The organism is Streptomyces canus 299MFChir4.1, from assembly GCF_000383615.1.
Classification (GTDB): domain Bacteria; phylum Actinomycetota; class Actinomycetes; order Streptomycetales; family Streptomycetaceae; genus Streptomyces; species Streptomyces canus_C.
The window spans coordinates 101408-114922 of the sequence record NZ_KB911583.1 but is presented as its reverse complement, the minus strand read 5'-3'; the positions used below and the strand labels follow the sequence as shown (position 1 = coordinate 114922).

At 71.8% G+C, this 13515-nt stretch carries 16 protein-coding genes and 1 tRNA gene; 10 read left to right on the top strand and 7 right to left on the bottom strand.

Annotated elements, in window-relative coordinates:
- Positions 1–1233 carry an NAD(P)-binding domain-containing protein gene (locus H293_RS0104425; RefSeq protein ID WP_020116669.1) on the bottom strand — a complete coding sequence of 411 codons (1233 nt, stop codon included), beginning with the start codon at positions 1231–1233 and terminating at the stop codon, positions 1–3.
- Between the two features lie 185 nt (positions 1234–1418).
- On the opposite strand from H293_RS0104425, the gene H293_RS0104420 reads away from it, so the two are divergent.
- Positions 1419–2126 (top strand): TetR/AcrR family transcriptional regulator, encoded by a 708-nt coding sequence (locus H293_RS0104420; RefSeq protein ID WP_020116668.1) that lies wholly within the window; start codon positions 1419–1421, stop codon positions 2124–2126.
- 8 nt (positions 2127–2134) lie between these two features.
- Here H293_RS0104420 and H293_RS0104415 read toward each other — a convergent pair whose 3' ends face one another.
- The 3 genes from H293_RS0104415 to H293_RS0104405 form a co-directional block, all read right to left on the bottom strand.
- A complete protein-coding gene (locus H293_RS0104415) occupies positions 2135–3112 on the bottom strand; it encodes an aldo/keto reductase (RefSeq protein ID WP_020116667.1) in 978 nt (325 codons plus the stop codon).
- 87 nt (positions 3113–3199) lie between these two features.
- Positions 3200–3862: an NUDIX domain-containing protein gene (locus H293_RS0104410; RefSeq protein WP_020116666.1), complete on the bottom strand. Its 663-nt coding sequence runs from the start codon at positions 3860–3862 to the stop codon at positions 3200–3202.
- A 453-nt stretch (positions 3863–4315) separates the two neighbouring features.
- Positions 4316–4389: transfer RNA gene (locus H293_RS0104405), tRNA-Pro, on the bottom strand.
- 100 nt (positions 4390–4489) lie between these two features.
- Between H293_RS0104405 and H293_RS61320 the strand changes: the two genes are divergently transcribed.
- Both H293_RS61320 and cobF read left to right on the top strand, forming a co-directional pair.
- Positions 4490–5008, top strand: a complete 519-nt coding sequence (locus tag H293_RS61320; protein WP_028807543.1) for a DUF309 domain-containing protein — start codon at positions 4490–4492, stop codon at positions 5006–5008.
- Positions 5009–5135: 127 nt separating this feature from the next.
- Entirely contained in the window at positions 5136–5909 is a 774-nt protein-coding gene (gene cobF, locus H293_RS0104395; RefSeq protein ID WP_028807542.1) for a precorrin-6A synthase (deacetylating), read from the top strand.
- A 383-nt stretch (positions 5910–6292) separates the two neighbouring features.
- Here cobF and H293_RS0104390 read toward each other — a convergent pair whose 3' ends face one another.
- On the bottom strand, positions 6293–7039 hold the full coding sequence (locus H293_RS0104390; protein WP_020116663.1) for a cobalt-precorrin-6A reductase: 747 nt from the start codon (positions 7037–7039) through the stop codon (positions 6293–6295).
- Positions 7040–7176: 137 nt separating this feature from the next.
- Between H293_RS0104390 and H293_RS0104385 the strand changes: the two genes are divergently transcribed.
- Positions 7177–7971, top strand: a complete 795-nt coding sequence (locus H293_RS0104385) for an HAD-IIA family hydrolase (protein WP_020116662.1) — start codon at positions 7177–7179, stop codon at positions 7969–7971.
- Here the strand turns inward: H293_RS0104385 and H293_RS0104380 are convergent.
- Positions 7957–8730, bottom strand: a complete 774-nt coding sequence (locus H293_RS0104380; RefSeq protein WP_020116661.1) for a sulfite exporter TauE/SafE family protein — start codon at positions 8728–8730, stop codon at positions 7957–7959. The genes H293_RS0104385 and H293_RS0104380 overlap by 15 nt on opposite strands.
- 77 nt (positions 8731–8807) lie before the next feature.
- Positions 8808–9995: a thiolase family protein gene (locus tag H293_RS0104375; RefSeq protein WP_020116660.1), complete on the bottom strand. Its 1188-nt coding sequence runs from the start codon at positions 9993–9995 to the stop codon at positions 8808–8810.
- Between the two features lie 83 nt (positions 9996–10078).
- Here H293_RS0104375 and H293_RS0104370 point away from each other — a divergent pair, with 83 nt between their 5' ends.
- Genes H293_RS0104370 through H293_RS0104345 form a run of 6 tightly spaced genes read left to right on the top strand, consistent with a single transcriptional unit; the run spans position 10079 to position 13506 of the window.
- Complete coding sequence (locus H293_RS0104370; protein WP_020116659.1) at positions 10079–10879, top strand: alpha/beta hydrolase; 801 nt, start codon at positions 10079–10081, stop codon at positions 10877–10879.
- A gap of 44 nt (positions 10880–10923) precedes the next feature.
- Positions 10924–11181: a WhiB family transcriptional regulator gene (locus H293_RS0104365; protein ID WP_028807541.1), complete on the top strand. Its 258-nt coding sequence runs from the start codon at positions 10924–10926 to the stop codon at positions 11179–11181.
- The gene (locus H293_RS0104360) at positions 11178–11657 is read left to right on the top strand and encodes a Dps family protein (RefSeq protein WP_020116657.1); all 480 of its coding nucleotides are present in this window, start codon (positions 11178–11180) and stop codon (positions 11655–11657) included. The genes H293_RS0104365 and H293_RS0104360 overlap by 4 nt, the downstream gene beginning before the upstream one ends.
- Before the next feature lie 33 nt (positions 11658–11690).
- Complete coding sequence (locus H293_RS0104355; RefSeq protein ID WP_020116656.1) at positions 11691–12023, top strand: DUF3140 domain-containing protein; 333 nt, start codon at positions 11691–11693, stop codon at positions 12021–12023.
- Complete coding sequence (locus H293_RS0104350) at positions 12020–12667, top strand: HhH-GDP family DNA glycosylase (RefSeq protein WP_020116655.1); 648 nt, start codon at positions 12020–12022, stop codon at positions 12665–12667. The genes H293_RS0104355 and H293_RS0104350 overlap by 4 nt, the downstream gene beginning before the upstream one ends.
- A gap of 44 nt (positions 12668–12711) precedes the next feature.
- Complete coding sequence (locus H293_RS0104345; RefSeq protein ID WP_020116654.1) at positions 12712–13506, top strand: SAM-dependent methyltransferase; 795 nt, start codon at positions 12712–12714, stop codon at positions 13504–13506.
- The last annotated feature ends 9 nt before the right edge of the window (positions 13507–13515 follow it).

The following is a 13515-nucleotide window of genomic DNA, read 5'->3' as shown; positions in this document are numbered from 1 at the left end:
TCATCCCCGCCCGGCCAACCGGTCCCCCACCGCGGCACTGATGCGCCGGGCTCCGAACCCCGCCCCGGAGACGAACCGCAGCAACGGGCCGAACGTCGGGGCGGCGGCCAGCCCGGTGAAGAACAGACCGGGCACCGAAGCCTCCAAGTCCGCCGAGAGGCGCGGAGCACCGGCGGTCGTGACCAGCTCCCGGCGCAGCTCAGGGCTCAGCAACTCAAGCCGGTCGAGGTCGACGCGGTAACCCGTGCCCGCGATCACATGGTCGGCCCGCAAGGTCCACGGACGGCCGTGCGCGTCCTCCAGTTCGAGCTCCGCACCCCCGCCCGCGGCTGGGGCCGCCGCGCGGATGCGGCAGCCGCGCCGCACCGGGAAACATCCCTCGACCCGTTCCCGCAGCCACCAGGCGCCGTAGGGGCCGAGGACGGTCCGCAGGAAATGGGCCCGGACGGGGTCGGGAAGGTGCCGGTAGAGGGCCGGCCCCCTGCTGCACGCGACGAGGGGCCAGCCGTCGCCCAGAAGGGAGTTCGGATACTTCAGCCGTTCCCCCAGCGAGCGCTGCGACGGCCGGTCCAGGCGCGGGGGCGACCCGAAGACCACGGAGGAGGTACGTGCGACGACCATGGGCCGCGCGCCCGCCTCGTACAGCAGAGCGGCGCCCTCCAGCGCCGACTGCCCCGCGCCGACCACGGCCACTTCCTGCCCCTCGAACGGCGACAGGTCACTGTGGTCGGCCGTATGGGAGACGAGCCCGTCCGCCATGAGGGGGGCCAGCACCTCCGGCACGTGGGCGAACTCGACGATCCCGGTGGCCACCACCACGACACGACTGCCGAATTCCTCGCCGGAATCCAGCGTGACGCGAAATCCGCCACCGGAATCCTTTTCGACACGGCGCACCGCCACCCGTTCGAGCTCGGGAACACAGTGCTGCTGAAACCAGACGCCGTACCGGATGAATTCGTCGATGGGCACCGGCTCCCGCTCCCCCCTCGGGGCCCGCCCCTCCGAGAGGGAGAAGTCCGCGAGTCCCCAACCCGGCTCCGGCGCGGAAATCGAGGACGAGAAGGGCGAGGACTTGAGATACATGCCCTGCGGCATATGGCGACGCCAGCCGTCCATGGGCTCGCCGAACACCCGGAAGTGGATCTTGCGGAACTTCAAGTGAGCAGCCACGGCCAAGCCGTACGGCCCGGAGCCGACGACCGTGACGGGCTCTTGCTGTCCTGGGCTCACGATCTGCTCCCCGACAGGTGAATCAGACGAGTGCCGGAACCCCCTCGAACCTCACCGGCATTCTCTCAATCATACCAATTATCAAGAAATGTGGAGGATCTGGAGCGGCCACTCAAGCGCAATGTGAGGCTACGCTTGCTCTGCTGGTTTACCGCGTAAACCCCGGCGGACCCGAAAGGCATGGCATGGCCAAGGACAAGCAGTCGACACCCGGCAGGCGGGCTGCTGATCACGGACGCTACGGTCGGCTGAGCCGCGAGCGGGTGCTGGCCAGCGCCCTGGAGCTGGTGGACCGGGAAGGCCTCTCGGCATTGAGCATGCGCCGCCTGGGTGCCGAGCTCGGCGTGGAGGCGATGGCGCTCTACCGGTACGCGGAGGGCAAGGACGCCTTGCTGGACGGACTGGTCGAGGCGCTGTACCTGGAGTTGGAGGAACGGCTGGCGGCCGAGGCCGAGGCGTCCGCCTGGCGGGCCGAACTGCGGCGGGTCGCGAAGGCGACCTACGAGGTCTGCCTCACGCACCCCCGGGTGGTCCCGTTGCTCACCACCCGCATGCTGGCGGTCCCGCTGGCCCGTCGCCCGCTCGCGGTCCTGAAGGACCACGAGCGGGTGCTGGCCCTGCTCCGGGACGCCGGGTTCGACGACGACGTCGCGGCGGTTGTCTTCCGGGCCTTCAACTCGTGGCTGATCGGCTATGTCTCGGAGGAACTGCGGCCGATGGTGGACAACCCCGAGGAATCGGACCCGGCGTTCCGCCTCGGCCTGCACCGCATGCCGCCCCAGGAACTGCCCAGGCTCAGGGAGTTCGCTCCCGCGCTCAGCGAGCCCAGGGGGCCGGAAGGGCTGGCCGTGGGACTCGATGCGCTGATCGACCGGTTCACCGAGACTCGGTAGTGAACCCCTCAGCCCGCCAGCCGCGCCCGCTGCTCCGTCGTGAGCTCCAGATCCACCGCCGCCAGGTTCTCCTCCAGCTGAGCCACGGACGACACCCCGGCGAGCGGAACAATCGGAAGGCCCGAGCCGAGCTGCCAGGCCAGGACCACCTGGTTGACCGTCGCGCCCGTCTCCTTCGCCACCTCGGTCAGGACCTTCAGGCGGGACGGCGTGCCCGGGTGGGCGAAGTCCGCGGGGAGGCGGTCCGGGTGGGTGTAGGCGCCCTTGAGGAGCGGTGAGTACGCGACCAGGGTGAGGGCGGGCTCCGCGCGCAGGTAGCTCAGCAGGTCCGGGCCCGCGTGGCCGAGGCTGCCGTCGGGGAAGAGGGAGTCCGGGACGTCGGTGCGGGGACGCAGATGGCTGTGGGCGTACTGGAGGACCTCGTAGCCGGGCAGACCGGCCGCAGCGGCCAGGGCTCGGGCCCGCTCCACCCGCCACACCGCGTGGTTGCTCACGCCCAGCAGGCCCACCGTGCCCTCGGCGACCAGTTCGGCGAACCCCTCCACCGTCTCCTGGAGCGGGACCCTGTGGTCCTCTATGTGCGCGTAGAGGAGATCCAGCTTTGCCACACCCAGGCGCTCCCGGCTGCGTTCCGCGGACTCGCGGATCACTTTCGCCGACAGGCCCTCCGCGTTGTCGACGTAGCTCGTGCCGGGGGCCAGCGGACGGGCACCGAGCTTGGTGGCGATGACGATCTCGTCGCCGATGCCGCGGCTGCGCCGCCAGCGGCCGAGCAGTTCCTCGCTCTGGCCGCCCTGGCCGCCGTCCTCCCAGAAGGCGTAGTTGTCGGACGTGTCGATGAAGTTGCCGCCGGCCTCGACATAGCGGTCGAGGACGGCGAAGGAGGTCTCCTCGTCGGTCCGTGAGCCGAACAGCATCGCGCCGAGCGCGAGGACGCTGACCTCTCTGCGGGTCGCCGGGTCGGTGCCGATGGTGCGGTACTTCATGATGTTTTCCTCCCGTGTGTACCCGTCTTCGGGGCACACACGGGAGTCTTCATCTTGAAGCGCACTTCAAGTCAAGGGCGTGCGCGCTTACTTGGCGAACGGGCCTTCCAGCGCCGCCCATTGGAGCAGCATGATGGTCTTGGCGTCGGCGATCTCCCCGGTACGGATCATCTCCAGGGCCCTGCGGAAGGGCAGTTCGAGGATCTCGATGTCCTCGCCCTCCTCGTCGAGACCGCCTCCCTCGTGGGTGCGGGTCGAGGACGCGTACTCGGCGGCGTAGAAACTGACGCGCTCGGTGACCGAACCAGGGCTCATGTAGACGTCGAAGACGTGGCGGACCTCGCCGATGGTGTGCCCGGTCTCCTCGACCACCTCGCGCCGTACCGCGATCTCGGGGTGCTCGTCATCGTCGTCGAGCAGACCGCCCGGGGTCTCGATCAGCAGCCCGTCGGGGTGCCCGTTGACGTACACCGGGTAGCGGAACTGGCGGGTGAGCAGGACGGTTTGGCGTTCCGTGTCGTACAGCAGCATGGTGGCGCCGTTGCCGCGGTCGTGGGTCTCGCGCTGCTGGGTGCTCCAAGTGCCGTCGGCGCGCCGGATGTCGAAGGTCGTGGCCCGCTCGACGTACCAGTGGCTGGACAGCAGTTTCACCTCCCGGACCCTGACACGCGGGTTGCCGGTCAGGTCCAGGCCGGTGCGGTCGAGTCCGGTGCGGCCCCGGCGGTCGGGGATGTCGACGCCCTCGGTCATCGGGCACCCGCCGGACGGGAGGAGAAGGGGGAGAAGCGGGAGGAACAGTGGTGGTGCGAGTTGGTCATGCCCGCTTCTACCATTCCACGCCAGGCCGCGTCGCGTACGGCATCCCTTCCCGGCGGGCCCCACGCTGCCTGGCATGCACCTATGGATCATCAGCCGGGGCCTCGGCTTCGGCCCTGGCGCCGCAGGACCGGGCGCCGAACCCGGGCTCCAGGGCACGGAGAGGTGGCCGGCCATCGTCCGGTACCTCGCCGATCTGCTGGGCCGCTCCGGCGAACTCGGCTACCGCCCCGCGGCATCCACCGCCCCGTACCTGCCCGACAGGGGATCGGGGGGCCGGCGTGAGCCGACAGGCGTGGCGAGGGACAAAGGCTCAGGCGTCGCCAGTCGCCGTACGACACGAAAAGGGCCCCCGCGGGCTCTCGCCCGCGAAGACCCTTCGCACCGTCGGGACGACAGGATTTGAACCTGCGACCCCTTGACCCCCAGTCAAGTGCGCTACCAAGCTGCGCCACGTCCCGGTGCGCTGCCCCGCGGTGCACCGCGGGAACGCGCGTACAGAACTTTACCCCACGTCGGGGGCCGGACCGAAGCCCGCACCGGGCGCGGGACAATCGACGTATGGCCAGTACATCCTCAGGACGGCAGACGGGCGCGCGGGACCGCGACAGCGAGGGGCGGGCGCGCAACGCCCGGCCTCGGGACGGGCTCGGGCGGCCGCTTCCGTACGGTGCCGACGGCGTCGCGCGGCAACCGGAGGGCGTGGTGCGCACTCCGCGGGAGACCGTGGCCGAGGCTCAAGAACTGCTGGACGCGGGGCGTCCGTTCCACGCGCACGAGGTCTTCGAGGACGCCTGGAAGGCGGGACCCGACGAGGAGCGGGCCCTGTGGCGGGGGCTCGCCCAGCTCGCGGTGGGGCTGACCCACGCGGCCCGGGGGAACGTCACGGGTGGCGCGAGGCTGCTGCGGCGCGGCGCCGGGGCCGTGGAGGAGTGGGCCGCGTCGGCTGCGGGGCGGGGGCGGCCGTACGGGATGGATCTGGCCGGGCTCGCCGGGTGGGCACGGCAGCTGGCGGAGGAGGTGGAGCGGGACGGCTCGGCGGTGGACGCACAGGTCCGCAGTCCTCGGCTGCGGGGGTGAGGCGGGGCGGGTGAGGCGGGGCGACGTGAGTGTCCGCACAGCGGTTCCGCGGCCGTGCACCACCGCCACCGGCGCGATCCCCGGACGCGGTGCCGTCGCTGTCGGTGGCGTGCGGCAGACTCGGGGTGTGCGAAAGATTCATGTCATCGGTATCGGCGCGGGCGACCCCGAGCAGCTCACCCTCCAGGCGGTCAGGGCGCTGCGGAGCACGGACGTGTTCTTCGTCCTGGACAAGGGCGAGGTGAAGAGCGACCTCACCCAGCTGCGCCGGGACCTGCTGGACGCGCACATACCGGAGGAGTCGTACCGGCTGGTGGAGGCCCGGGACCCGGAGCGGGACCGCGGTGCGGGCGGCTCCGCCTACTCCCCCGCCGTCGGCGACTGGCGCAGCGCCCGCGCCGACATCTACGAGCGGCTGATCACCGAGGAGCTGGGCGAGGAGGAGAGCGGCGCGTTCCTGGTGTGGGGGGATCCGGCGCTGTACGACAGCACGCTCGGCATCCTGGAGGAGATCCTGGAGCGCGGCTCGGTGTCCTTCGAGTACGACGTCGTGCCCGGCATCAGCAGTGTGTCGGCGCTGGTGGCACGGCATCGCACCGGGCTGAACCGGGTCGCGCGGCCCGTGCAGATCACCACCGGGCGGCGCCTCGCCGAGGGGTTCCCGGAGGGTGTGGACGACGTGGTGGTGATGCTCGACGCCCACCAGGCCTTCCGGGCGTACACCGACCAGGACATCGACATCTACTGGGGCGCCTACATCGGCACGCCGGACGAGATCCTCGCCTCCGGTCCGATCGCCGAGGCCGCGCCCCGGATCGAGCGGTTGCGGGCCGAGGCCAGGGAGCGCAAGGGCTGGATCATGGACACGTATCTGCTGCGCCGCCGTCCGAAGCAGCGGTAGGCACCTGGGGGCACGGCAGGCACCCGGGTGCACGGGGCGGCGCACCCGGTAACACGGCAGGCGCCCGGGCGGACCGCCCCGCACGCACGGATGGCCCGGCGGTGTGATCGGACCCGTGACAGTCGCCGAGGAATCCGCGGAAACCGCCCCGCCCGCCGCCGCCCCGCCACCCGTACTGGACGCGCGCCGCCTCAACGTCGTGGGCCTGCAACCTCGCCCACCTGGACCTGATCAGACGGTTCGTGGCCGCCTCCTTGCGGAAGAGGGCGCCGTGGCACGAGCACGGCCGGAAGATGACCTGCGTCGCGCGGCTGGCCGCCCGGGTCACTCGCGCCAAGAACCTTGACGAGGTGCTCCGCGCGATCGACCGCATGCGGGACCCGTCATCGCGGGTTGACGTCCAGCCACCTCAGCACTCCCGCCACGTCCGGCACCGCCGTCACCCCGTCCGGGAGGGCCGGTCGGCGTACGACCACCACGGGCAGGGACAGTTCGCGGGCTGCCGTGAGTTTGGCGGACGTGGCCGCTCCCCCGCTGTCCTTGGTGACCAGGACGTCGATGCAGTGGTCGTGGAGGAGGGCCGACTCGTCGGCCACCGTGAACGGGCCGCGGGCCAGGAGGACTTCGGTGCGCGGGGGCATGGGCGGCTCGGGCAGTTCCACCGACCGTACGACGAAGTGCAGTGCGGTGAGGTGGGCGAAGGCGGCGAGCTCCATCCGGCCGGTGGTCAGGAACACCCGTCGGCCGAGGCTCGGCAGCAACCGGGCGGCCTCGTCCAGGGAGTCGACCGGATGCCGGCGGTCCCCCGGTACGGGCCGCCAGCCCGGGCGGCGCAGCACCACGGAGGGCACGCCGGTCGCCGCGGCCGCCCGGGCCGCGTGGGCGGTGATGGCGCGTGCGAAGGGATGCGTGGCGTCGATCAGTGCGTCGACCTGCTCCTCCCGCAGCCAGCCGGCCAGCCCCTCCACCCCGCCGAACCCCCCGATCCGTACCTCCCCCGCGACCGTTCCCGGCCGGGTCACCCGCCCCGCGAGAGAGGTGGTGACGCGCCACCCCTGCCGCGACGCGAGCGCGGCGGCCAGTTCGCGGGCCTCGGTGGTGCCGCCGAGGATCAGGATGTGCGGGGACATGGCGGGAAGCGTACGAGGTCGAGGGCGTGCGGCGGCATGGCGGGTGCGCGACTGCGGCCGCCCCCCTCCTCCGGCCGGCAGGACATCCGGGCGCACGACAACGGGCGTTCCCGCCCGTCCGTGGTTATGGTCCCGGCATGGCATCCGTGCGTGCGGTCCTGATCGACATCGACGGAGTTCTCACCGTGTCGTGGGAGCCGCTGCCGGGGGCGGTGGCGGCCTTGCGCGAGGTCCGGGAGGCCGGTTTCGGGGTCGCGCTGGTGACGAACACGACCTCGCGGACCCGGGCGTCGATCGCCGCGGTGCTGGAGGGGGCGGGCTTTCCGGTGCGGGCGGAGGACATTCTCACCGCGCCCGCGGTCACCGCCTCGTATCTGGCCGAACACTTTCCCGGCGCCCGCTGCACACTGCTGAACAGCGGGGACATCGCCGAGGATCTCGCGGGCGTCACGCTGGTCGGCGGCGAGGCCGAGGATGTCGAGGTCGTCGTCCTCGGAGGTGCCGGGCCCGAGTTCGGTTACAGTGCGCTCAACCACGCCTTCGGGCACCTCCAGCGCGGGGCCCGGCTGGTGGCGATGCACCGCAATCTGTACTGGCGTACCGAAGACGGGCTCCAGCTCGACGCCGGGGCCTTCCTGGCCGGCCTGGAGCGGGCCGCCAGGACCGAGGCCGAGGTCACCGGCAAGCCGTCGCCCGCGTTCTTCGAGGCGGCGCTCGACCGGCTCGGGGCCGGGGCGGACGAGGCGCTGATGGTGGGGGACGACATCGAGTCGGACGTGCTGGCGGCCCAGCGCGCCGGGCTCACCGGGGTGCTGGTGAAGACCGGGAAGTACCTCCCGGAGACGCACCGCTCCGCCAGTGGCACGCCCGACCACGTGATCGAGTCCTTCGCGGACCTGCCGGCGCTGCTCGCCGCGTCAGCGGAGGAGTAGCTGTACGCCGCCCACGACCGTCGCCGCGATCACCAGCCGTTCGAAGAGCCGCTGGTTGATCCGGTGCACCGCCCATTTGCCGAGGAACGCGCCGGGGAGGACGAACGCCACGAGGGCCAGGTCGAGCAGCAGCGAGTGGCCGTCGATCAGGCCGAGGCCGACGCTGAAGGGCACCTTGGAGACGTTGACGATCAGGAAGAAGAAGGCCGAGGTGCCGAGGAAGCCGAGTTTGCGGAAGCCCGCCGACAGCAGGTACATCGACATCACCGGGCCGCCGGCGTTGGCGACCATGGTGGTGAAGCCGCCGAGGACGCCGTAGGAGCGGGCCTTGATCCTGCCGGTCCGGGTGGCGACGGAGTCGGGTTCCTCCTCCGTGTCGGCCGTGCGGCGGCGCCAGACCGTCACCGCGGCCATGAAGAGGAGGATCGCGCCGATCGACGTGCGGACGATCCCGTCGTCCGCCCACTGCAGGAACAGCGTGCCGGCGACCACGCCGACCGCGACCGCCGGGAACAGCCGCCAGAGAGTGGGCCAGTGGGCGTGCCGTCGGTAGGTGAGCACCGCGAGCACGTCCCCGGCGATCAGGATCGGCAGCAGCGCGCCGGTGGAGGCGCGGGCGGGCAGCACCGCGGCGAAGATCGCGAGGCTGACCGTGTTGGCCCCGCTCACGGCCGTCTTGGAGAAGCCGACGAGCAGGGCCGCGGCGGCGAGCGCGGCGAACTCCCAGACGGAAAGGTGCCAGAGCGTCATCGTGTCCATGCGGAGACCGATGCTAGGTGCAGGTAAGAGATCTTGTAAGTGCCGTCTCGCCGTGTGGTCCTGTTGGCATGCTCGGGCTAGTGCCGCTCCACCAGGACGGCGCTCCCCTGCCCGACGCCCACGCACATCGTGGCAAGACCGCGGGCCGCCCCCGTCCGGCGCATCCGGTGCAGCAGGGTCGTGAGGATGCGGGCGCCCGAGCAGCCGAGCGGGTGGCCCAGCGCGATCGCGCCGCCGGTCGGGTTGACGCGCTCGGGGTCGATGCCGAGCTCGTCGACGCAGGCGAGGGCCTGGGCGGCGAAGGCCTCGTTGAACTCGGCCTCCTCGATGTCTCCGATGCTCCAGTCCACGCGGGCGAGCGCCTTGCGGGTGGCGGGGACGGGGCCGATGCCCATCACGTCGGGGTGGACGCCGGCCGAGGCACCGGCGACGTAGCGGCCCAGGGACTCGAGCCCCAGGTCGTTCAGGGCCTCTTCGCTGACCAGAAGGAGTCCTGCCGCGCCGTCGTTCATGGGGGAGGCGTTGCCCGCCGTGACCGTGCCGCCGGCCCGGAAGACGGGCTTGAGGCGGGCCAGTTTGTCGTAGGAGGTGTCCTCGCGGATGCACTCGTCGCTGTCGACGAGCACGCCGTCGGGGCGCTCCACCGGGAGGATTTCGTCGTCGAAGTGGCCGTTCTTGCGGGCCTCGGCGGCGAGGCGGTGGCTGCGCAGGGCGAACTCGTCCTGGCGTTCGCGCGAGATGCCGTAGCGCGCGGCGACCTCCTCGGCGGTCTCGCCCATGGGCAGCAGTCCGTGGAGTTCCTTCATGGCCGGGTTGACCAGGCGCCAGCCGAGCCGGGTGTCGTGGGTCTCGATCCGGTGCGGGAGGGCCTCGTCGGGGCGGGGCAGCACGAAGGGGGCGCGGCTCATCGACTCGGAGCCGCCCGCGAGCACGATGTCGGCCTCGTCGGCGGCGATGGTGCGGGCCGCGGTCGTCACGGCCTCCAGGCCGGAGGCGCACAGCCGGTTGACGGTGGCGCCGGGTACGGTCTCGGGCAGTCCGGCGAGCAGCGCGGCCATGCGGGCCACGTTGCGGTTGTCCTCGCCGGCCTGGTTGGCGGCGCCCCAGTAGACGTCGTCGACCCGCGCCGGGTCGAGCGCGGGCACGTCGGCGACCAGGGCGCGGATCACGGTCGCGGCGAGGTCGTCGGGGCGTACGGCGGACAGGGCGCCGCGGAGTCTGCCGATGGGGGTGCGGCGGGCGGCCGCGAAGTGGACGGGGCGCACGACTTGACTCCTGACCGTCATGGTCCGGGGGACCTAGAGAATTTAATTAGCACCGCTAGTTTCGGACTATAGCTGGAGGAGACATGGCCGAGCACGTCCTCGCCGGAATTCACGGCACCCTCACCGTCCGCGAGTGGCCGCACCACCGGCCCCGATACGCGGCGCTGCTGGTGCACGGCTATGGCGAGCACATCGGCCGGTACGAGGAACTCGCCGAGGTCCTCGTGGCCCACGGGGCGGCCGTGTTCGGGCCGGATCATGTCGGGCACGGGAGGTCGGCGGGCGAGCGGGTGCTCATCGAGGACTTCGAGGGCGTGGTCACGGAAGTGCACGCGGTGGCGGACCTGGCCCGAGCCACCTGCCCCGGCGTCCCCCTCGTCATGGTCGGGCACTCCATGGGCGGTCTGATCTCCGCCCGCTTCGCCCAGCGGTACGGCACCGAGCTCGCCGCGCTCGTGCTGTCGGGGCCGGTGATCGGCGCCTGGGAGCTGCCCGGGGCGCTGCTCGCCCTGGACGAGATCCCGGACACGCCCATCAGCCCGGCCTCGCTCTCCCGGGACCCCGAGGTGGGCGCCGCGTACCGGGCGGACCCCGTTGTCTGGCACGGGCCGATGAAGCGGCCGACGGTGGAGGCGTTCGCCCGCACCCTGGAGACCGTGTCGCGGGGCGGTGACGTCGGGCCGCTCCCGCTGCTGTGGCTGCACGGCGAGGACGACCGGCTGGTCCCGCTCGCCGGGAGCCGCGTCGGTGTCGAGGGGATCAGGGGCGGGACGTTCACCGAGCGGACCTACGCCGGAGCCCGGCACGAGGTGTTCCACGAGACGAACAAGGCGGAGGTCTTCGCGGACGTGACGGACTTCCTCGACGGGGTGCTCACCGGCTGAGACACCACTGTTTGCACGAGTACGCCCGGGGCACCCGCGCCCCCATGGAGTGGTTGCGTCGAGCGGCCTGTGTGGGCGAGGACCCCGAGTTGTTCTTTCCCGTGGGCACGCAAGGACCCGCGCTGAGGGACACCGCGGCGGCGAAGCGCGTGTGCGCCCGCTGCCCGGTCGCCCCCGAGTGCCTCGATCTGGCGCTCAGCGGTGGGCAGACCTCGGGCGTGTGGGGCGGAACCTGCGAGCAGGAACGCGACGCACTGCTCCGTACCGGCATGGACCATGCCAGAAGGAGGAACACGGTATGACTGTGGTCAGGAGCACCCTGTCCGACTCGGCCCGCGAGACGGCCGGGGAGGCCCTGCAGAGCACCCTGGTGGATCTGATCGGCCTGTCGTTGATCGGAAAGCAGGCGCACTGGAACATCGTGGGCCCGCGTTTCCGGTCCATCCACCTCCAGTTGGACGAGGTGGTGTCGACGGCCCGCTCGTTCTCCGACACGGTGGCGGAGCGCGCCGCGGCCCTGGGAGTGGCGCCCGACGGCCGGCCCGAGACGATCGCGGCCGCCTACACGCTGCCCGGCTCGAAGAGCGGCTGGATCCGGGACGACGAGGTCGTCCGGCTGATCGTGGAGACGCTGGAGGCGGCCATCGGCCGGCTGCGCGAGCGCATCGAGGCCACCGAGAAGGCCGACCCGGTCACTCAGGACCTGCTGATCGGCGTCACCGCCGAGCTGGAGAAGCAGCGCTGGATGTTCGAGGCCGAGAACTGGCCCCGGGACTGACCGGCCGGAAACACCCACGGAAAGGCGCATGCGATGACCGACGCCCTCGAACTCGACGCGCTGTGGGAGGACTTCCACCGCGCGGTGAACATGACCTCACAGGAACTGGCCGCGTGGCTGCGGGTCAGCGACGCCGACGAGTCCTCGGAGCCGCTGCCGGAGCACGCGGGTGAGCCGACCGGGCAGCATGTCCTCGCCATCCTCCAGAAGCGGCGCACGGACCTGACCGACGAGGACATCGACGTCATGTACGAGGTCGTGGACACCGTCGCCGCGGAGGCCGACGTGGAGAAGGAACCCGAGGCCGAGGAGACTCTGCGCAGGCATCGCCTGATGTCCGTCGGACACGACCCGCTCAGGCGGTGACCAGGGCCGAGCGCGTCGTGCGGGAACTCGTCGGCGCGCATGGAAGGACGTACGCCGCGGAGGCGGGCATCACGCTGAAGGACACCCCGCAGCCCCTGTACCGGCTGCTGGTGCTGTCCCTTCTGCTCAGTGCCCGCATCCGCGGCTCCGTCGCGGTCGCCACCGCCCGCCAACTGCACAGGGCGGGACTGCGCGACCCCCGCCGCATGGCCCGGGCCACCTGGCAGGAGCGGGTGGACGCACTGGGCCGCGGCGGTTACCGGCGCTACGACGAACGTACGGCGACCCAACTGGGCGAAGGCGCCGCGCTGTTGACCGAGCGATGGGGCGGCGATCTGCGCCGGCTGCGCGCGGAGGCGGACGGCCGGGTCGCCGAACTGCGGCGCCTGCTCCAGGAGTTCCCCGGTATCGGGCCCGCCGGCGCCGACATCTTCCTGCGCGAGGTGCAGGGTGTCTGGCCGGAGGTCGCGCCCTACCTGGACGGCAGGACACTGGCGGGCGCGCAGCGGCTCGGTCTGCCGAAGGACCCCGACGGGCTGCTGTCCCTCGCCGGCGACGCCCATCCGGACGTCCTGGCCGCCGCGTTGGTGCGGGCGGCGATCGACAGCGAGGTGGCCGAGGACAGCCTCCGCCGTGCCGGGTGACATGGCACACTGCTCGCACATTCTGTCGAGCAGAGGAGCTTTGCGTGACCGGGACCGAGTCGGCCGGCCGGCGGATCGACACGAGCAGGCCGCATCCGGCCCGGGTGTACGACTGGTTCCTCGGCGGGAAGGACAACTACCCCGTCGACGAGGAGCTCGGACGCGCGATCACGGCACAGGGGGACGCTCCCCGGCAGGCACGCGCCAACCGCCGGTTCATGGAGCGGGCCACCCGGGTCGTGGTACGGGAAGCGGGAATCCGCCAGTTCCTCGACATCGGCTCCGGCATCCCCACCGAGCCCAACCTCCACCAGATCGCCCAGTCCGCCGTACCGGACGCCCGGATCGTGTACGTCGACAACGACCCGATCGTCCTGGCCCACGCGGCGGCCCTGCTGCACGGCACCCCGGAGGGGGCGACGCACTACCTCCAGGCGGATGCCCGGGAGCCGCGGCGGATCCTCCAAGGCGCCTCCGCCGTCCTCGACTTCGAGCAGCCCGTCGCGCTGTCCCTGGTCGCGCTGCTGCACTTCATCTCCGACGAGGACGGCGCCCGGGAACTGGTGGACACGCTGGTCGGCGCGCTGGCTCCGGGCAGTTGCCTGGTGCTGTCGGCGATGACGGCGGACTTCGATCCGGAGCGGGTGCACGCGGGCATCGCGGCCTACACGGCCGGCGGGGTCACCCTGGTGGCCCGCTCGCACGACGAGGTGAGCCGTCTCTTCAAGGGACTCGACGTACTGGAGCCGGGGATCGTGTCCCTGTCGCGGTGGCGTCCGGACGCCCGCGAGGAGGGTGACCCCGTGTCGCTGTACGGGGCGGTCGGCATCAAGCGCTGAGCCCGCGGG